At 71.4% G+C, this 18,930-nt stretch carries 15 protein-coding genes; 7 read left to right on the top strand and 8 right to left on the bottom strand.

All coding sequences use genetic code 11. The features are described 5' to 3' along the window. Window positions 1–39 precede the first annotated feature (39 nt). Together ACFY3I_RS05745 and ACFY3I_RS05740 are read left to right on the top strand one after the other, a co-directional pair. On the top strand, window positions 40–1,491 hold the full coding sequence (locus ACFY3I_RS05745) for an MFS transporter (RefSeq protein WP_390859502.1): 1,452 nt from the start codon (window positions 40–42) through the stop codon (window positions 1,489–1,491). A gap of 240 nt (window positions 1,492–1,731) precedes the next feature. Further along, the gene (locus tag ACFY3I_RS05740) at window positions 1,732–2,058 is read left to right on the top strand and encodes a hypothetical protein (protein ID WP_390859501.1); all 327 of its coding nucleotides are present in this window, start codon (window positions 1,732–1,734) and stop codon (window positions 2,056–2,058) included. 182 nt (window positions 2,059–2,240) lie between these two features. On the opposite strand, the gene ACFY3I_RS05735 is transcribed toward ACFY3I_RS05740, so the two are convergent. The 4 genes from ACFY3I_RS05735 to ACFY3I_RS05720 all read right to left on the bottom strand — a co-directional run bounded on the left by ACFY3I_RS05735 (window position 2,241) and on the right by ACFY3I_RS05720 (window position 7,264). Then, the gene (locus ACFY3I_RS05735) at window positions 2,241–2,627 is read right to left on the bottom strand and encodes a hypothetical protein (protein WP_390859500.1); all 387 of its coding nucleotides are present in this window, start codon (window positions 2,625–2,627) and stop codon (window positions 2,241–2,243) included. A 50-nt stretch (window positions 2,628–2,677) separates the two neighbouring features. Then, window positions 2,678–5,125 carry a PAS domain-containing protein gene (locus tag ACFY3I_RS05730; RefSeq protein WP_390859499.1) on the bottom strand — a complete coding sequence of 816 codons (2,448 nt, stop codon included), beginning with the start codon at window positions 5,123–5,125 and terminating at the stop codon, window positions 2,678–2,680. 320 nt (window positions 5,126–5,445) lie between these two features. Then, complete coding sequence (locus ACFY3I_RS05725; RefSeq protein ID WP_390859498.1) at window positions 5,446–6,339, bottom strand: helix-turn-helix domain-containing protein; 894 nt, start codon at window positions 6,337–6,339, stop codon at window positions 5,446–5,448. A 76-nt stretch (window positions 6,340–6,415) separates the two neighbouring features. Then, on the bottom strand, window positions 6,416–7,264 hold the full coding sequence (locus ACFY3I_RS05720; protein WP_390859497.1) for an oxidoreductase: 849 nt from the start codon (window positions 7,262–7,264) through the stop codon (window positions 6,416–6,418). Window positions 7,265–7,490: 226 nt separating this feature from the next. Between ACFY3I_RS05720 and ACFY3I_RS05715 the strand changes: the two genes are divergently transcribed. The 3 genes from ACFY3I_RS05715 to ACFY3I_RS05705 are packed head-to-tail and all read left to right on the top strand — an operon-like array spanning window position 7,491 to window position 11,336. Further along, window positions 7,491–8,153, top strand: a complete 663-nt coding sequence (locus ACFY3I_RS05715; protein ID WP_390859496.1) for a (2Fe-2S)-binding protein — start codon at window positions 7,491–7,493, stop codon at window positions 8,151–8,153. Further along, window positions 8,140–9,129: an FAD binding domain-containing protein gene (locus tag ACFY3I_RS05710; protein WP_390859495.1), complete on the top strand. Its 990-nt coding sequence runs from the start codon at window positions 8,140–8,142 to the stop codon at window positions 9,127–9,129. The genes ACFY3I_RS05715 and ACFY3I_RS05710 overlap by 14 nt, the downstream gene beginning before the upstream one ends. Continuing rightward, a complete protein-coding gene (locus ACFY3I_RS05705) occupies window positions 9,126–11,336 on the top strand; it encodes a xanthine dehydrogenase family protein molybdopterin-binding subunit (RefSeq protein WP_390859494.1) in 2,211 nt (736 codons plus the stop codon). Before ACFY3I_RS05710 ends, ACFY3I_RS05705 begins: the two co-directional genes overlap by 4 nt. 93 nt (window positions 11,337–11,429) lie before the next feature. On the opposite strand, the gene ACFY3I_RS05700 is transcribed toward ACFY3I_RS05705, so the two are convergent. Continuing rightward, complete coding sequence (locus ACFY3I_RS05700; RefSeq protein ID WP_365289186.1) at window positions 11,430–11,765, bottom strand: helix-turn-helix domain-containing protein; 336 nt, start codon at window positions 11,763–11,765, stop codon at window positions 11,430–11,432. Window positions 11,766–11,829: 64 nt separating this feature from the next. On the opposite strand from ACFY3I_RS05700, the gene ACFY3I_RS05695 reads away from it, so the two are divergent. Together ACFY3I_RS05695 and ACFY3I_RS05690 are read left to right on the top strand one after the other, a co-directional pair. Beyond that, a complete protein-coding gene (locus ACFY3I_RS05695) occupies window positions 11,830–12,729 on the top strand; it encodes an LLM class flavin-dependent oxidoreductase (RefSeq protein ID WP_390859493.1) in 900 nt (299 codons plus the stop codon). Next, window positions 12,726–14,048 (top strand): FAD-binding oxidoreductase, encoded by a 1,323-nt coding sequence (locus tag ACFY3I_RS05690; RefSeq protein ID WP_390859492.1) that lies wholly within the window; start codon window positions 12,726–12,728, stop codon window positions 14,046–14,048. The genes ACFY3I_RS05695 and ACFY3I_RS05690 overlap by 4 nt, the downstream gene beginning before the upstream one ends. Window positions 14,049–14,145: 97 nt before the next feature. On the opposite strand, the gene ACFY3I_RS05685 is transcribed toward ACFY3I_RS05690, so the two are convergent. From ACFY3I_RS05685 to ACFY3I_RS05675, 3 genes are all read right to left on the bottom strand, one after another. Further along, the gene (locus ACFY3I_RS05685) at window positions 14,146–15,072 is read right to left on the bottom strand and encodes a GNAT family N-acetyltransferase (protein ID WP_390859491.1); all 927 of its coding nucleotides are present in this window, start codon (window positions 15,070–15,072) and stop codon (window positions 14,146–14,148) included. Window positions 15,073–15,189: 117 nt separating this feature from the next. Continuing rightward, window positions 15,190–15,675, bottom strand: coding sequence for a GNAT family N-acetyltransferase (locus ACFY3I_RS05680; protein ID WP_390859490.1), 486 nt, complete (start codon window positions 15,673–15,675; stop codon window positions 15,190–15,192). A gap of 558 nt (window positions 15,676–16,233) precedes the next feature. Further along, entirely contained in the window at window positions 16,234–18,834 is a 2,601-nt protein-coding gene (locus tag ACFY3I_RS05675) for a tetratricopeptide repeat protein (protein ID WP_390859489.1), read from the bottom strand. Window positions 18,835–18,930 lie beyond the last annotated feature (96 nt).

The following is an 18,930-nucleotide window of genomic DNA, read 5'->3' as shown; positions in this document are numbered from 1 at the left end:
GGGTTTGATTTCCAAATCACCCTGTGCTTTGGTGGCCGCATGTCCACGATGCTTCGATTTTCAAAGCACCCACGGGTGGCCGCCGCGGTCGTCCTGGTGGCCGTCTTCATGACCAACCTGGATCTGCTGATCGTCAACGTCGCGCTGCCCGCCGTGGGGGAGGACTTCTCCGGGAACGGCGGTGCGGCGGCCCTCGGATCACTGTCCTGGGTCCTCAACGCCTACGCGATCACCTTCGCCGCGCTGCTGGTGGTGGCCGGCCGCGCCGGTGACCGGATAGGCCAGCGCCCGGTCTTCCTCGCGGGGATCGCCGTCTTCACCCTCGCGTCGCTGGGCTGCGCACTGGCCCCGGACCTGGGAACCCTCATCCTGGCCCGGGTGGTGCAGGCCGCAGGGGCCGCGGCGCAGATCCCGACCTCCCTGGCGCTGCTGCTCGCGTCGGTGCCGGCCGAGCGCCGCACCCGGGCCACCCGCGGCTGGGCGGCGATCGGCGGGCTCGCCGCGGCCGCCGGCCCGGTCGTCGGCGGTCTGCTGACCGAGCTGGACTGGCGCTGGGTCTTCGCCGTCAACCTGCCCATCGGCGTGGCGGCGCTCGTCCTCGGCCGGTCCGCGCTGCCGAAGCCGGCCGCTCGGGAGAGCGGACCGCTGCCCGACCTCCTCGGCGCCGTCCTGGTCATCGTCTCCATCGCGTCGCTGTCCGGGGCGCTGGTGCAGGCACCCGACCAGGGCTGGACGAGCCCCGAGACCGTGACCCTGCTGGCCGTCGCCGTGCTCGGCGGCGCCGCGTTCGTGGTCCGGTCCCTGCGGCACCCCCGTCCGCTGTTCGAGCTGGACCTGCTGCGGCTGCCACGCTTCGGCGCGGCGAACGCCGGCAGCCTGCTGTTCGGTGTCGCCTTCTCGATCATGCTGCTGTCCAACGTGCTCTGGTGCCAGGAGGTCTGGCACTGGAACGCGTTGCGTACCGGGCTCGCCCTCGCCCCCGGACCCGCGCTCGTGCCGGTCGTCACGGTGCTGACCACCCGCGCCGCACAGCGTCACGGGCACGGACCACTGGTCGCGGCGGGCGGCGTGCTGTTCGCGGGTGGCATGGTGTGGTTCGCGGCCCTCGCGTCGGTCACACCGGACTACGCCGTCGAGCTGCTCCCGAGCCAGCTGCTGACCGGTGCGGGAGTGGGCCTGGCCCTGGGCACGCTGGTGGCCGCCGGTGTCCAGGCGGTACCCGGACACCGCGCGGCGACCGGATCGGCGCTCGTCAACTCGGTGCGCCAGATCTCCGCCACGCTGGGCGTCGCCGTCCTGGTCGCGGTCGTAGGCTCCCATGTCGACGCCGCCTCGACCCGCGACTTCCGGGCCGTCTGGTACACGGCCGCGGCACTGGGTCTGGCGACGACGGCGGTCGGGATACAACTCAGCCGCGGCCGGGGTCGACCGGGACCCGCCACGCCGCAGGAATCCGAGGCGACGGGGCGAACCGTGCCGCAGACCTCCTGAACCGCCGCGAGCCGGGACTTGAGTGAGTGTCAGGTCCATCATGCCCGCTCGGACGTGATCTGCGGTAGGACGGAGCGCACGTCCGTTTGACCTTGTCCCGGGTGGTGGCCCGCCCGCAGACTCGTCGTCATCCACTCTCCGACGTCCGTGTCGGCATCCGTTCCCGGGTGCCGGTGCGTTCGTCGTGCTGTCCCGTCGTGGGACGGGTGCAGGTGGGGGTGTGCGAACGGAGGGGGACCGATGGACAAGGACATCGTCGTACGGGCGAGGGTTCAGTTGCTCAGCGCCAACCGGCGGGTGGTGCGCGGCACCGAGGGGTTGCGGATCTACCGCCTGCTGACGCAGGTCCAGCCGGAGGTGTACGGGTCGAAGCTGGCGTACGTCCTGGTGGAGGCGAGCATGTCGGCGCAGGTTCTCGAGATGCCCGGGCAGCGGCTGGCCCTGTTGGACGAGGCGATCGCGGTGGCCTCCGCACTGGACACCGCGAATCCCTACCGGGACATGGTGCTGGGGAGGGCACTCGCCGCCAGGCGGGAACTCGAGGAGCGGCGGACACCGGAGGTCTGACGGCCACGTTCTCCCGGAGCGGGCGGCGCCGTCGCCCGCTCCCGGGTGTGCCGCACGTGGCGGGAGCGGTGTCGTCGGAGCCGGGTTTCCCGAGTCCGACCGAGCGGATCACCGTGCCGGAGCACGCGCACCGCCGAGCCGGAGCCGGCCCGAACGGCCCTGTCGGGAGCGGCGGGTCCCGGTCAGGCCTCGCCGTGCGCCGGCGGTGCGGCCGCCCCTCCGCCGGCATTCCGCTCCGCCGCGCGCCTCAGTGCCTCGTCGAGCGCGGCCTGCCATCGGCTGTCGACCTCCGCGGGCCTCTGGTACCCGCACTCGACGCGGTTCCCTTTCCCGTCGACGATCTCCGCGTCGGGACCGCCGTTCTCGATCCAGACGGCGACGTTCTCGATCCCCGCCGCCCGATCGTCGTCACCGACGAAGTAGGAGACCGAGAAGGCGAGTTCGTCGCCGCTGTAGTCGGAGCGAACCCGGAACGCCTCGTCCGGCCTGAGCCATCGGTCCTCACCGAGCGGCTCGAGCCACATGATGAGCCAACCTTCGGAATCGTTGCGCACATCCATGACGGCCATGGCCACACCCTAAGGCCCGGGGGACGTCGGTGACTTCCGGCCCCGCCGCCTCAGGCCGCCGCGAGATCCTGTTCGGCCCAGATGGTCTTCCCGTCGGCGCCGAACCTGGTTCCCCAGCGGTCGGTCAGCTCCGCGATGAGGAACAGACCCCGCCCTCCCTCGTCACTGGAGCGCGCGTACCGCAGGTGCGGCGCCGTGGCGCTGCCGTCGGAGACCTCGCAGATGAGCACCTGACGGTCGCGGATCATCCGCAGCCCGAAGGGGCCGCGCCCGTAACGGATCGCGTTGGTGACCAGCTCGCTCACCACGAGTTCGGTCGTGAACGCCGCCGCGTCGAGTCCCCAGACACACAACTGGTGCTCGACCAGGCTGCGGGCCGTCGCGACGACGGCGGGATCGGCGGGGAACTCCCATGTGGAGACGTTGTCGTCGCTCAGGCGCTGGGTGCGCGCCAGCAGCAACACCTCTCCCGCGGAGCCCGGAGGGGAAGACGAAGAGGAGGGTGAGGAAGCGGAGGAGGATGCGGAGGCGGCGCGGGTGCTTGCCAGCACCTTCTCCTTCAACTCCTGCAACGGTGCGGTCGCCGCTGCCGACAGTGTCCGCATCAGGCGCTCCTGAACGTCGGCAGGGGAGGCCGCATCGCTGAAGGACGACGAGAACACCAGGGTGCTGCCCGCCTCCAGACCGAGTTCCTCGGCCTTGGCACGCATGTCCGCGGTGCCCAGTGGTGGGCCGACCGCCGCCGGCGGCACGTACAACTCGCCGTCCGGCCGGGCGACGACCGGCAGCCGGTGCCCCGCGCTCGACATGACCAGGCCGCCCGTGGCCGGGTCGTACACGGCGTACACGCACCGGAGGTCCATGGCCGCCGCGCCGCCCCTGTGATCGTCCGGGTCGGGGGCCTGGAAGCCCGAAATGCTCTTCACCACGCCGTCCAGGCGGGCCAGTACCTCCTCAGGGCTCAGATCCAGATGCGTGAGGGTGTGCACCGCCGCTCCGAGGCGGCCCACGGTGGCCGCGCCGCGCAGTCCGGCTTCGTCCGTCGTGGCGAGGACCAGCGCGACGCGGGCGCCCGAGAGGGGAATGACGTCGAACCAGTTCGCCTCCGACGAGGTGGGGGCGAAGTAGTGCGCCGTCTCCACGGCGGCGTGGTCGACGACGCCCTGCGGAGCGAAGTCGCGTTGCATCCCGCGGGCGGTGTCGTGCTCACGCGTGTACTGCCGCGCGTTGTCGATGCACAGGGCGGCCCTGGAGACCAGTTCCCCACAGGTCATGACGTCGAACTCGGTGAACGGATCGGTCAGCCCGAATTTGTAGAACGACACGAAACCCAGGACCGTCCCCCGCGCGGTCACGGGCATGACCAGCGAATACGCGGAACGTCTGCCGCCCGTTCCCCGGTACAGCGGCTCCCCGTCGTCGGCCGGCAGTTCGGTGACCTCGTGACGCGGCTCGGGCGTCCGCACCAGCGAGGCCACCGAAGACGGGTAGGGGAGCCCGGGACGTCCGGAACCGGCGAGGTCGAAACGGTCGCAGGCGAAGCGCATGCCGACACGCAGGAGGTCTCCGGACGTGAGAACGGGCGGCGGGGAGGCGGGCGACGTGGGGGCCGGGTCCTCCCCGGCGAGTACCGGCGCGAACAGATCGACGGCGATGGCGTCCGCGAGGCCGGGGACGCTGACGTCGGCCAGCTGCTGTCCGGTCTCCATCACGTCCAGCGACGTCCCGATCACCGAGCTGGCCTGCGCGAGCAGCGCGATGTGCTGTTCGGCGCGACGCTGCTCCGTGATCTCCACCGCCGTGGTCGCCAGTCCCAGGACGTCTCCGGAGGGATCCTCCAGCCTGAAGATGGAGGTCCTGAACACGTGCTCGTGCTCACGGTCTTCCGGCGGGCGGCCGCGCTTTTCGAATTCGATCCGCGGGACGCCGGTCTCCAGGACCCGTCGCATGTCGATCTCGAAGGCGTCGGCGTTGGAGTCCGGCCAGATCTCGTCAGGGGTCCGGCCGACGGAGTCCTCGTCGAAGACGCCCTGCATGCCCCGCGCGGCCGGGTTGAAGCGTCGCAGCCTGAGTTCCGGGTCGTAGACGCACAGACTCGTGGGAGAGCGGTTGAACAGCGCGTCGAGGACGGCGTCGTCCACCGCCCGTGCCGTCGAGATCTCGGTCATGGGGGTGAGAGCCACGTTCCAGCCGCCGGGATGATCGGCGGCGGGACAGATGCGGACCTGGAAGGCCGCCGTGCTGCCGTCGCGGCAGCGCAGGGCGACCGGCGCCTCCCGGCCCCGGCACGCGCGATCCGGTTCGTCCGGCCGCGCCGCCTGCCGGGCGGCCAGGAGGTCGCAGGCCGCCCGGCCCTCGACCTCCGAGGCCGTGAAACCGAGGCAGCGCTCGGCCGCCGCACTCCACTTCGCGATCACGCCGAACTGATCGACGACCACGTCAGCCGTGGTGGTGCCGGATTCGAGCGATTGTCGCGGTGTCTCGTCTGTGGCGCTCACCTCAGCCACTTCCCTCCATGCCCCGGCCAATTCAGCATGGCAAACGTCGGTGTGCCGGGCATCCGGGGCCGGACCGGAGACGAGGGCGCGGTGCGGGGCGACGGGCTCGTTGAGCAACGGCGCGGGCCACGGGGCGGGGGCGCCGGGGTTCCGGGCGGCATCTGGAATGCTCACCGTCCGACACCTCGTCCGTGTCAGGGAGGCGCTCGCGTCCGTCGACGGCCGGGTCGCCGTACTCACGCATGGAGACCGCCGGGAACCGCACCCGCCCCCTCCGGGAGACCGGTGCGGCTCGCGGCCGAGGTCGCCCGGCACGGTGGTCACGCCCGGCTCTCCGGGCTGCGGCTCCGCTCCGGCCGGGACGGCTTGGACTCGGATGCCTGACCCGTGGACCAACTGGTCAGGAAGGCCAGCGCCTCGGCGGAGTGGGAACCGGGTTCGGCGGTGTAGACCAGCAGCGACTGATCGGATCCGCCCCGGATGTCGAGCACCTGGAAGTCGAGTTCGAGGTCGCCGGCCACCGGGTGGTGGAACCGCTTGCGGCCCTGCCGCTGGGCCCGGACCCGGTGACCGGACCACCACGCGCCGAAGTCCTCGTCCCTCAGGGACAGTTCGCCGACGAGCTGGGCGAGTCCGGGGTCGTCCGGGTAGCGCGCGGCGTCCATGCGCAGGTAGGCCACGCACTCCTGCGCCACCTTCGCCCAGTCCGCGTACAGCCCCCGGACCCGCGGGTCCAGGAAGGCCAGCCAGATGTGGTTGCGCTGCCGCGGGGGCAGCGCGCCGAAGTCGGTGAAGAGTGCCGCCCCGAGCCTGTTCCAGGCGAGGACGTCCATGCGCCGGCCGAGGAGCAACGCCGGTACGTTGACCAGACCGTCCAGCAGGACCCGTGTCGCGGACGACACCTGCTGGCCCTTCGGTGTCGCCCGCGCCGACCTGCCCGAGACGGCCGCCTCGTCGGCGAGGCGCAGGAGGTAATCCCGCTCGTCCGGTTGCAGGCGCAGCGCGTCGGCCAGCGAGAGCAGAACCGAGGGCGACGCGGATCGCACCCGCCCCTGTTCGAGGCGCACGATGTAGTCCACGCTGACGCCGGCGAGCGAGGCCAGTTCCTCCCGGCGCAGTCCGGGCACCCGGCGGCGGCCGACCGCCGGGAGCCCCAGCTCCTCCGCACTGACCCGGGCCCGGCACGCCCGCAGGTACTCACTCAGCTGAGCCATCGGACCCTCCAGAACTCCGCCGGGTCCGGGACACCGCCCGGTCGTCCCGGACCCCGCTGTGCCGGCCGTGCCGGGATCATCCGCGTACGGCGACGTCGTCGTGATCCGTCGACAGCGCGAGGTACCGCCAGGCGTCCGCCTCCGCGGTGAGGTCCGCGATCTTCTGCTCCATCGCCGCCGCGCAGTCGCTGCCGAGCTGTGCGCGCAGCGGGGGCGCGTCGGCGTCGGCGAGTTCCAGGATGGCGGTGGCGCCCTTCACGGGGTCGCCGGGCTGGGAGTGGTTGAGACCCGGGACGATGCCGCGGACGGCGCCGGCCGACGTCTCGTAGTCAGGGATGACCCGCTCCTCGACGTGCAGGCTCGAACCGTCGAGGAAGTCGGTCCGGAAGTATCCGGGCTCGACGACCGTCACCCTGATCCCCAGGGGTGAGACCTCGTCGTGCAGGGCCTCTGACAGACCCTCGACCGCGAACTTCGTCGAGCAGTACACGCCGAAGCCGGCCGCCGCCTGGAAGCCGCCGACGGAACTCAGGTTGAGGACGCGGCCGGCGCGCTGCGCCCGCATGACGGGGAGGACGGCGCGGGTGACGTTGAGAAGCCCGAACACGTTGGTGTCGAAGACACCGCGGGCGGCGGCGTCGGAGGTCTCCTCGACGGCGCCCAGGACGCCTCGTCCCGCGTTGTTGACGAGAACGTCGATCGCGCCGAACGCGTCCATGGCGGCCCTGACCGCGGCGGCCGCCTGCGCCTCGTCGGTGACGTCCAGAGGGACGGCGAGCAGCCGGTCCCCGTGGCCGGTGAGCGCCTGCTCGATGTCACGCGGCCGCCGGGCGGTGGCCACGACCTTGTCGCCGCGTTCCAGTGCCTGGCGGGCGATCTCCAGGCCGAAGCCCCGGGAGGCGCCGGTGATGAACCAAACGGTCATGGGAATTCTCCATCACGAGTTTTTCTGTGGTGTGCAGTCCAATCGTCGGCCGACGGCGAGCGGTCAGCCAGGGAAGGATTTCCACAGGATGCGGTTCCCGTGTCCACGGGCGGCAAGCAGGCGGACCAGGCGTTCCGGTTCTACCATCGGACAGATACCGCTCCGGGCGGTGAAAGCGTTCCCCTGAGCTGGATATCAAGAGCTGGATATCAAGAGCTGAGGCGCCATGAAGTACGTCGAGACCGCGGCGCGCCCCGGAAAAGCAGCTTCCGGCACTCCCGATGTGGACGTCGCCCTGCACGTCAACGGCGATGTCTACCGGCTGCGGATCGATCCACGGGTGACACTCCTCGACGCGCTCCGTGACCACCTGGGTCTCACGGGTGCCAAGAAGGGCTGTGACCAGGGAGCCTGCGGGGCCTGCACGGTCCTCGTCGACGGACGGCGCGTCGTCGCCTGCCTGGCGCTCGCCGCTCAGTACGACGGGCGGGAGATCACCACGATCGAGGGACTGTCGGACGGCGATCGACCGCACCCGATGCAGGCCGCGTTCGCGCGGCACGACGCGTTCCAGTGCGGCTACTGCACCCCCGGGCAGATCATGTCCGCCGTCTCGCTGCTGGCCGAGGGCCGGGCGGGCAGCGAGGAGGACGTACGCGAGTTCATGAGCGGCAACATCTGCCGCTGCGGGGCGTATCCCGGTATCCGAGCGGCGATCCGCGAGGTCGCCTCGGAGGCCGCCAAGGAGGCCGCCTCGGACGTCGCCACGGAGGCGGCCTCGGAGGTTGACACGGAGGCGGCCTCGGAGGTTGACACGGAGGCGGCCTCGGAGGTTGACACGGAGGCGGCCTCGGACGTCGCCTCGGAGGGAAACGATGCATCCCTTTGAGTACGTGCGCCCCTCGGCGGCCGACGAGGCGGTCGCGACCGTGTCCCGCGACCGGCACGCGTCGTACCTCGCGGGCGGGACGACCCAGCTCGACCTGATGAAGGACGGCGTCCTTCGCCCCGAGCGGCTGGTCGACATCACGAGGCTGCCGCTCCGGGGGATCATGCACACGACCACGTCGGTGCACGTCGGCGCGCTGACCACCATGGAGGAGCTCGCCGCCGACCCGGTCCTCGCCGAACGGCTCCCGTTCGTCCGCGAGGCCCTGCTGCTCGGCGCGTCGCCCCAGCTCAGGAACATGGCCACCATCGGCGGCAACCTGCTCCAGCGCGCCCGGTGCCGGTACTTCAGGGACCCGGCGGTCGCCGCGTGCAACAAGCGGACACCCGGATCGGGGTGCGCCGCGTTCACCGGAACCCAGCGCATGCACGCGATCCTCGGCACCAGCCCGCACTGCGTCGCCCTGCACGCCTCGGACGTCGCCGTCCCGCTGGTGGCGCTCGACGCGGTCGTCAGGGCGCGGGGCGAGGACGGACCGCGTGCCGTCCCGCTCACCCGGTTCTACCTGCCGCCCGGAACCACCCCCGACGTCGAGAACATGCTGCGGCATGGCGAGCTGATCACCGAGGTCGAGATCCCCCTGCTTCCCGAGGGCACCCGGTCCCACTACCTCAAGGTCCGCGACCGGGTCTCCTACGAGTTCGCGCTCGTGTCCGCTGGTGTGGCCGTGCGCCTCGACGGCGACATGATCACCGAGGCCCGGGTCGCACTGGGCGGTGTGGGCACGATCCCCTGGCGGGCCTGGGGCGCGGAGAGCGTGCTCCGCGGCTGCCGGGTCGACGGCGAGAACTTCAGGGCGGCCGCCGAGGCGGCCCTGGAGGGCGCCGTGCCCCTGCCGGGCACCGCGTTCAAGGTCGAGCTGGCCAAGCGCACCCTGGTGCGCGCCCTGGAAACCGTCACGGGAGGCCGGCCATGACGACCCTCGAAACCCCCACCACCGTCGGACCGGGCCTCGACCGGGTGGACGCCCCCCTGAAGACCACGGGGACGGCCCACTACCCCAACGACTTCAGCTATCCGGGTCTGGTGCACGCCGCCCTGGTGGGCAGCACGATCGCGGCCGGCCGCATCCGGGCCATCGACGCCTGCGCCGCACAGGCGGCGCCGGGCGTCCTCACCGTCATCACCCACCTGACCGCGCCCCGGCTGGAACGCGGACCCATGACCCTGCTCGGGCAGTCCCCGCCCGCCCCGCTGCAGGACGACCGGATCCTGCACCACGGCCAGCACGTCGCGGTCGTGGTGGCGGACAGCCCGGAGCGGGCCCGGTACGCCGCCTCCTTGGTGCGTGTCACCTACGAACCCGCCGAACCGCTCCTGGACGTGACCGACCCCCGGGCGGAGACCGTCGAGAACCCGTGGGGGCTGGACACCCGGCGCGGCGACGTGGCCGCCGGGCTCGACAGGGCCGACGTGGTGATCGAGGGCGACTACACGACCCCGGACAACACCAACAACCCGCTCGGGCTCATGACCACCATCGCCTCCTGGCACGGCGACTCCGTCACCGTCCACGACTCGACCCAGTGGCCGCACAACGTCCGCACCTCGATCGCCCGGATCTTCGGCATTCCCGAGAGCGGCATCCGGGTCCTCGCGCCCTTCGTGGGCGGCGGCTTCGGCGCCGGACTGCGGGTGTGGTCGCACACCGTGCTGGCCGTCCTGGCGGCACGCGAGGTGAGGCATCCGGTCGAACTGGTCCTGACCCGGCCGCAGATGTTCACCTCGGTCGGCCACCGCCCCAACAGCGTCCAGCACATCAGGATCGGCGCCACCTCCTCCGGTGACCTCGTCGCCGTCGAACATCACGGCCTCTCCTCGGTCGCCATGGAGGACAACGACTACGAACCCGTCTCCCACTGCTCGGCGGTGTCCTACGCCTGCCCCAACGTCGTCACCCGCGACCGCCAGGCCAGGCTCAACATCCCGTGTCCGGGATCCATGCGCGCGCCCGCGGAGGCACAGGGGAACTTCGCCCTCGAGTCCGCGATGGACGAACTGGCCCACACCCTCGGCATCGACCCGCTCGAACTCCGCCTGCGCAACTTCGCCGAGGTCCATCCCGTGCTGGGGCTGCCGTGGTCGAGCAACGCCCTGCGGGAGTGCTACGCCGTGGGCGCCGAACGGTTCGGCTGGTCCCGCCGCACACCGGGGATCGGCTCGATGCGCGACGGCCGGTGGCTGATCGGCCACGGCATGGCGAGTGTGTCGTACCCCTTCTTCCAAGTGCCCTGTCAGGCGCGGGCGTCGCTGCGCCACGACGGCTCGGCCTATGTGCGCAGCGCCGCCACGGACATCGGAACCGGCACGTACACGGTCATGACGCAACTGGCGGCCGAACTCCTGGGCCTGGACATCGGGAAGGTCCGCTTCGACCTCGGCGACTCCGACATGCCGTACGCGCCGATGGCCGGCGGGTCCGGGCTGACCGGGGCGCTGGCGAACGCCGTACGCACCGCCTGCCGCAACCTCGTCGGGGAGTTCCTCCAGGTGGTGCGGGACGACGACGCCTCCCCGCTGCGCGGCGCGGAGCCGGACCGCGTGACGGCCACCGACGGGCGACTGCACCTCGTCGGCGACCCCGGCGCCGGCGAGTCCTTCAGCGACATCCTGGCCCGTCACGGACTGGAGGAACTCAGCGCGGACGGCCGCAGCACACCGCCCGACGCGCGGCGGCTCGGCATGGCCACCGCGGGCGCCTTCGGCGCCAAGTTCGTCGAGGTGCGCATCGACCCGCAGCTCGGACTGTTGCGGGTGGCACGCGTCGTGTCGGCGATCGACGGCGGGCGCATCCTCAACGAGAAGACCGCCACCAGCCAGATCGTCGGCGGCACCGTCGGCGGCATCAGCCAGGCGATCTTCGAGGAGACCGTCACCGACGCCGGGACCGGACGCATAGCCAACGCGACCTTCGGCGACTACCTGATGCCGGTGAACGCGGACATCCCGGACGTGGAGGTCGTCTTCTGCGGCCGGCCAGACCGGGCTAGCGAGGTGGGGACCAAAGGGGTCGGCGAGGTCGGCCTGGTCGGGCTCGCGGCGGCCATCGGCAACGCCGTGCACCACGCCACGGGCCGCCGCCTTCGCTCGCTTCCGTTCACCATCGACCAGCTGATGCTCTGAGACGGCGCACCGAGCGTCTCATGTGCGGCGCACCGAGCGTCTCGATCGTGCGGCGCACCGCGCGTCTCGATCGTACGGGGCGCACCGAGCGGCTCACCCCGCGCTGTTCCGGGCCCCGGGACGCTCGGTACTCCAGCGGGCGAGCGGCAGGAGGGCGGCCACCAGGCTCTCGCCGTCGGGTGCCAGCCGGTACCGGATCTGCACGGGAGTGCTGGGAATCACCGTGCGTTCGACGAGGCCCGCGGCCTCCAGTTCCCTCAGCCGCTGCGACAGCAGACGGTCGGAGATCCCGTCGATCATCGCGCGGTACTCGCCGAAACGCCTGGCGCCCCGGCCGGCGGCCTGCAGTACGGAGCCGGTCCAGCGGCGGCCGACGAGTTCGAGGGTGTCCTCGAAGCGCGGGCAGGAGTCGTCGTGAATGGTGCTCACTTACGAAAGATTAGTTACTTACGGGCAGCTTTGTCGAGGCGCGTCCCCGGCGCAGGGTGGACGCATGACCGACTACCGACGTCCCCTCTCCTTCGGTCTGAGCCTCGACCCCACCGCCGGGTCCTGGGCGCAGACCCGGCAGCTCGCGCAGACCGCGGAGCGCCTCGGCCTCGACCACCTCGCCGTCCAGGACCACCCCTACCAGCCCGACCACCTGGACGCCTGGACCCTGATCTCGCATCTCTCCGCCCTCACCGAACGCATCGGCTTCGTCACGGACGTCGCCGATCTCCAGCTCCGGCCCCCGGTGATGCTCGCCAAGGCGGCCGTGTCGCTGAGCGTGCTCACGGGCGGACGGGTCCGGCTCGGCGTCGGCGGCGGCGGCATCCCCGACGCCATCGCCTCCATGGGCGGCCCGGCGCGACGCGGGCCCGACATGGTGGCCTACGCCGAGGAGTCGGTCGAACTGCTGCGCAGGGCCCTGAACGGCGAGGTCGTCGAGCACCACAGCCCGTACCACTCCGTCGGCGGCTACCAGGCCGGGCCGATGCCTCCCCGGCCCGTCGAACTGTGGCTCGGCGCCCAGAAGCGCCGCATGCTGACCGTCACCGGGCGGCACGCGGACGGCTGGATCTCCCCCCTCAACATCTACGTCACACCGCGGGAGGTGCCCGCCCGGCAACAGATCATCGACGAGGCGGCCGTATCGGCCGGCCGCGACCCCCGGACCCTGCGGCGCGTCTACAACGTGATCGGCGCGATCGGCGGCCCCGCGAGCGGCCCCGGACTCGTCGGCGACACCGCACGCTGGGTCGACACCCTCACGGAGTGGGCCGTCGACCTCGGATTCGACACGTTCGTCCTGTGGCCCGTGGCCGAACCGGAGCGCCAGGCCGCCCTGTTCGCCCACGAGATCGTCCCGGCGGTGCGTGAGCAGGTCGAAGCGATCAGGAGCGCCTGGTGAAGGACATCCTCCGTGCCGCCCCGGCCCGGCTCGCGGGCAGGATCGTCACACCTGACGACAAGCGCTACCCACGCCTGCGGTCCACCTATACGACGGTGGGCCGGCCTGCCGCCGTGGTGCTGCCCGAGTCCGCGGACGACATCGCGGCGGCACTGCGGACCGCACAGGAGGCGGGGCTCCGGGTGGCCGTCCGCAGCGGCGGCCACGGGCTCGCGGGCACCGGAACCAACGACGACGGGCTCGTCATCGACCTGAGCGCACTGCACCGGGTCGACGTCATCGACCGCGGCGCCGGGCTGGTCCGCGTCGAGGCGGGTGCGCGCTGGGCCGGGGTGGCGCAGGCGCTCGCCCCGCACGGCCTCGCCATCAGCTCCGGCGACCACGGCAACGTGGGAGTCGGAGGCATCGCCACCGGCGGCGGCGTCGGTTGGCTCGTGCGACGGTACGGGCTCACGATCGACCGGGTCCGGGCCGTCGAGGTGGTCCTCGCCGACGGAACGGTCGTACGCGCCGACCCGCAGACCGATCCCGACCTGCTGTGGGTGATGCGCGGAGCCGGGGCGGGCGCCGGGATCGCGGTCGCCTTCGAGATCGAGGCGATGGAACTCGGCGCGGTCGGCTACGCGCATCTGGTCGCCGCGGTGGATCCGGCGGGGGAGACCCTGCGCCGCTGGGCGGACGTCGTCACCCGAGCCCCACGCGAGCTGTCCACGGCGGTGATGCTGGCCCCCCAGGGCACCACCGCGGCCGCCTTCATCACCGCCGTCGTGGCCTCCGACGACGAGGGGACCGTGCAACGGGCGCTGGCGCCACTGCTGGACATAGGCGAAGTCGCCGTCCAGCAGGCGCGGATGGTCCACTACACCGACCTCGTGCCCACGGCCCATCTGCACGACAACGCGGCGCAGATGCCGTCGAGCACCACCAACGGCATGCTCACCGGCGTCTCCCGGGACGCGGCGCGCGCCCTGGTGCGCGCCACGACCGCCGCGGACCCCGTCCTCGTACAGCTGCGGTCCCTCGGCGGCGCGACCCACGATCCCGACCCCGCCGACACGGCGTTCGCCCACCGCCACCAGGACGTCCTCGTCGTCGCCTCCGCGTTCCCACCGCACGACAGGGCCCGGCTCGCCGCCGGCTGGGCGCATCTCGCACCGCATGTCGACGGCGCCTACGTCAACTTCGAGTCCAGCCCCGGCAGGGCGACGTTCCGGCGGACCTACCCCGGCATGACCGGCGACCGCGTGCTCGACCTGTGGAAGCGCTACGACCCGGAAGGCGTCCTGCGCCCCCGGCCACGGCCGCCCCTCCCCAGGTGATGGCGGTCGTCGCCGCCGGACCGCCGACGGCAGCCGTTTCCGCCGCCTGCCACGTCGACGGCACCAGGACGGCCGCCCCGCCCGGGCCCCGCGTCCGTCAGGTCGCGACCAGTTCCCAGGTGTCCACCGCGAAGTGGACGGTCATGCCGTGGCGTTCGTACAGCTTGGGCGCCCCGGTCGCGTTCGCGGTGTCCACGCCGAGCCCCACGGTGTCCCGGCCGCGCGCGGCGAAGGCCGCGAACGCGTGCCGGAGCAGCAGTCCGCCGAGGCCCTGCGCACGGGCCTCGCGCAGTACACCGATGCTACGGATCCACCCCATGGCCTCCCGGTCGTCCTGCGCGACGAGGAAACCCGCGTCCCCCAGCGTCCCGGTGCCGGCGATCCACACCAGCGACCAGTCGAGCCCCTCGGCGTCGATGTCGCTCAGCCACTGCCGGTAGGTCCGCGGCCGGAAGTCGAAGTGCCCGACGAAGGCCGCCTGGTGCAGCGCGTACACGGCTTCCCGGTCTCCCTCACCGGAACACGGCCGCACCCGGACGCCGGCGGGCGGCTCGGGCCGGAGGCCCTCGGCGGGTTGCAGGGTCTTCTCCAGCACGTGGTACCGGCGTACGACGGTCCAGTCCCGCGTCCGAAGCAGCGCCTGGTCGATGGTGGGCGTCGCGTTGAGGTACAGGTGCAGCACGGCTCGGCGGGCACCGTTGGCCCGGGCCATCTCCAGCGCCCTGGCCTCGAGGGCCGCCAGCAGCACCCGCCCGGCGTGCTGCTGGTCGGGCAGCACGTAGTGGTCGGCGTCGATCCGCTCGCCCTGCGACTTGTCCCACACCAGCGCGTACGCCACCAGCCGCTCGCCGTCGAAGGCCAGCCAGGAGTCGCGTGACAGGTCGCTGCCGGGCCGCTTGAAGTCGGCCTCCACCGTGTGCAGGTCGGTCTCGGGCCGCCCGATCTCGATGCGGTCGATCTGGTTGAGGAGTTCGGTGACGGCCGGAGCGTCGGCGAGCGTGGCGGGCCGCACGAAAGGGGACATGGGGCCAGCCTGCGGGAGGAGACCGCGCGGCCACAATCGAGTTTGCCACCGCAGCGTGACCGAGGCGGGGCGGTCGGCCGGCTCACAGCTCGTTGCTCCGCGCCGCACGGCGCCCCGTCAAGCGGGTGCCACCGGGCGGGCAGGAACCTCGAAGAGGAGTTCACGGCCGTCCTCCTCGTCCCACTGCTCTCCGACCTCGACGAAGCCGAACCCCGAAATCGCGGCCAGGGACGCCACGTTGTCGGGGCTGATCGCCGCGCGTACGGTCGTGACCGCGGTCTCGGCCGCCGCCCTGCGCAGCAACTCGGTCAGCGTGGACCGGGCGTATCCCCGTCGGCGGAAGTCCGGAGCGACGGAGTAGCCGATCTCGACCATGCCGGCCTCGTCAGGTGGTCCGTGGAAACCGGCGTGCCCGACGACGAGGCCGTGGTCACCGACGACCGCGTGCCGCACCATCCACCGCGCATGCTCCGGATCGGCGGCCATCTGCTCGAGCCGCAGCCGCCACAGCCACCGTGCGCTGTCGGTCACGAAGTACCCGCTCAGCGAAACCCCGGCCACCCTGCCGGCTTCGGACAGGTCGCCGTCGAGCAGGGCGGACATCACCCGACCGGACAACTCGACGAAACGCACGCCCCTCGGTCCGCCCGCGAGAGGCCCCCGGCCGTCGGCAACATCGTTCACCCACGGATACTCACCGACCGCTCCTGCCGGCGTCCAGCGCCCGGCCGCCCGAGAACTCCGAAGGCAGGCAGCCGACTTCGGTGACGGGCTCCGGACCGCCGGTCACACGTAGGCCACCACCCTCGCCCTCGGCTCCGATCCCCTCTTCGCTCACCGGCCCGATCCGGAAACTCGTGCGGAGACGCCGCGGTACGGCCGCCCTCGGACACACCGACGCACACCTCTGGGCCTTTCCCGGCGCCCTCGCGGGACGCCCGATGAGAGAGCGACTTCTGGGCGCCGGCTCGACGGGATCGGGCTCGGAGTTCGTGCCGGCCGCAACGTGCAGCCGAACTCGCTCGAGCACATGAGCACGGGACAACCTCAGGAGTCGCTGAGTCGAAGAAGGGCTCAGTCCCACGTCGGTCAAGGAGACTTGACCGACGTGACCGATGGAGCCCACCGATGCGACATGGTCTTCGTCTGCTCGGCAGCGGTTCAGAGTGGCGGGACCTGTGTGGAGTCGTGGCTCCACACAGTGAGGGTGTCGGGATGATCGGGGCCGAGCACCTGCACCATGGCGGCCAGCAGGGTTCCAGTGGTGGTCTGGTCGCCAGTGTAGTTACTCCAGTAGGCGATCTGATGGCGGTTGGTGCGAGTGTGCGGGTGGTCGGGGCCGAGTACTCGAAGGCGGTCGGTCAGGAGCTCCTCGAACTCCTTGACCGCACCGTCTGGGTCGCCAGACATCGCTCTCCAGTAGGCGAGACTGCCTCGGGTGATCATTGTGTGCGGGTGGTCGGGGCCGAGTACTCGAAGGCGGTCGGTGTGGACCGCTCGCAAGGCGGCCAGCGCGTGGGAGGGATCCCCTGCTGCGCCCTGCCACCAGGCGAGGTTGTTCCGGGTGGTCAAGGTGCGTGGGTGGTCGGGGCCGAGTACCCGCACGAGGTCGGGGAGGAGGGCACGAAACCCGTCGACCGCGCCGTTGGGATCGCCAGCGAGCCCTTGCCACCAGGCCAGGTCATTCCTTGTGATCATTGAATGCAGGTGGTTGGGCCCCAGTGCCCGCTGCCGGTCAGCGAGCAATGCTCGTAGCGCCACAGCCGCCCCGGCCGGGTCACCCGCCTTTCCCCGCCACCAAGCCAGGTCGTTGCGGGTGGTGAGCGTGTCGGGGTGATCGGCGCCTAGCAGCCGCACCATGTCGATCAGCAGGGCTTCGAACGCGGTCGCAGCCCCAGCGGGATCGCCGGACTCGCCTTGCCAGTAGGCCAGGTTGTGCCGGGTGGTGAGGGTGTCAGGGTGGTCGGCCCCCAGCACCCGCAACCGGTCCGTCAGCAGGGCTGCGGTGGCGGTGAAGGCGCCGGCGGCGTCACCTGCCTCGCCCCGCCACCGTGCATGGCCGGCACGGACGGCGAGAGTGTGGACGTGCTCGGTGCCGAGCTGCTGCACTGCCGTGGAGACCAGGTCGCCGTAGTAGGTGGCGGCCGCCGAAACCAGACCGGACTCACCCAGACTGATGCCGGCGGTGAACAGTACGCGGTGGGCACCGGTTTTGGCGTTCCACAAGGCCAGGCCTGCTGTGCCGCGCAGGGCTGTTGCGTTGGCTCGTAGCACCTGCCCACGGGAAGAGTCGCACTCAATGTCCGGCCAGATCGACACGAGAGCATCGGCTGCGGCCGTCGCCAACGCGATGGTGTGTCCCGGTTCCGTAGACTCGCGGACCGCACGCTGGATCAGGGCGTGCACGCGGATGGTTGGATCGACCGGATCGAGTGAGAGCAAGCTGAGACGGTGCAGGCTGTGCAGTACGTCTCGCACATCATCGGCCTCGACTGACTCCGGGGAATTGCGGCGGCCGTCGAGATAGGTGGTGACCCCGGCCGTGGTCAACACCTCAGCTGGGATCGCGTTGGGGTCGAGCAGTGCTGCCAGCTCCAGGATGGGGCGGCCCAGCCCTCGTGGGGGCAAGGTATCGGCATGGTCGATGGACAGGGACCACGTGGCAGCAACGGTGGCTCGGTGCTCATCCGGGAGAGCTGCGGGCTCGGGGGTAAGGTCCGCCAGGCCCCTGCGGGCGTCCTTGAGGCGGCGCCGATAGTCAGCGCAGGTCAATCCCCGATCGAGGATGTATGCCCCGGCCTGAGCCAGTGCCAGCGGTAGATGTCCGAGATCTTGTGCCAGCCCGTCGGCCTCGGCGAGCTGATCGCCGTGACCGCCCAGCCGGGCGCTCAGGTAGGCCGTCGACTGTCTGGGCGTGAATAGACCCACCTCCACGACGCACCGCCCGCTCGACAGGGCAGCATCACGGCGACGAGTGGTGACTACCGCTCGGCCGGAGGGGACCGTCGGAGGCCAGAGCCCATTGAGATCCGCGGGGGTCTGCAGGTCGTCCAGCACGATCAGCCATCGTCGGCGATGCGGTTCGGACAGCCATGCGAGGAAGCGCGCTGCACCCTGTTCGGGGTCATCGTCCTGTAGTCCAGTGACGTCGGCAGCGGCCTGCGCGTAGGCGATGACGACGGCGTCTCGAGACGCAGCGGTCACCCAGAGGAGAAGGTCGACCTGTCGCGCCCGCCAGGCACGTTGAGCGAGAGCTGCGGCGAGTTGCGTCTTGCCGACGCCACCCATTCCCGACAACACCTGCCACACCACGGCGGCATCGCTTTCGGTTGCCATGAACGCGTTTAGGTCGTGGTCAGCGGGGCGCGTCTGGCGGCAGTCGGCCAGCAGGGGCAGGACCCCCACCTGGTGTGGCCACGGCTGCGGCCGGTGCGCCGCTCCGGTGATGCCCTCAGCCGTGCGCGGTGCAGTCGTGGTGCGGTGAGCGCCTCGGGGGCGGTGGCTGTCGGCGTAGCGGTCACGCCAGGTGTCGAGGTGAACTTCCGTGGGGTCGAGTGTGATGGAGGGATGGCGGGTGCGGGCATGCCGGGCGCAGGCCCGGACGAACGCCTCTACTGTTTCGAGGCGTGTGGGCTTGCCGTTCAGCAGGTTGCCGAAGGTGGATCTCGATGTCGCGGATCCTTCGGTCTGAGCGTGCCGGGCGAGTGTTTCCAGCGATGGATACCCGACCAGAGCGTGCAACCGTTTCAGGTTGTCGAGCATCCGCATTCCCCCCAGAAGCGGTCGCGTGCAAGAGACGTCTTTGGTGACCAGCGTCCAGATTTCCAGGTTAGCCGAAAGTGGCCGCTCCCACGCTCA

The organism is Streptomyces sp. NPDC001068, from assembly GCF_042897315.1.
Lineage (GTDB): Bacteria > Actinomycetota > Actinomycetes > Streptomycetales > Streptomycetaceae > Streptomyces.
Note: the sequence above shows the minus strand (reverse complement) of the source record. Positions and strands in the feature narration are given on the sequence as shown.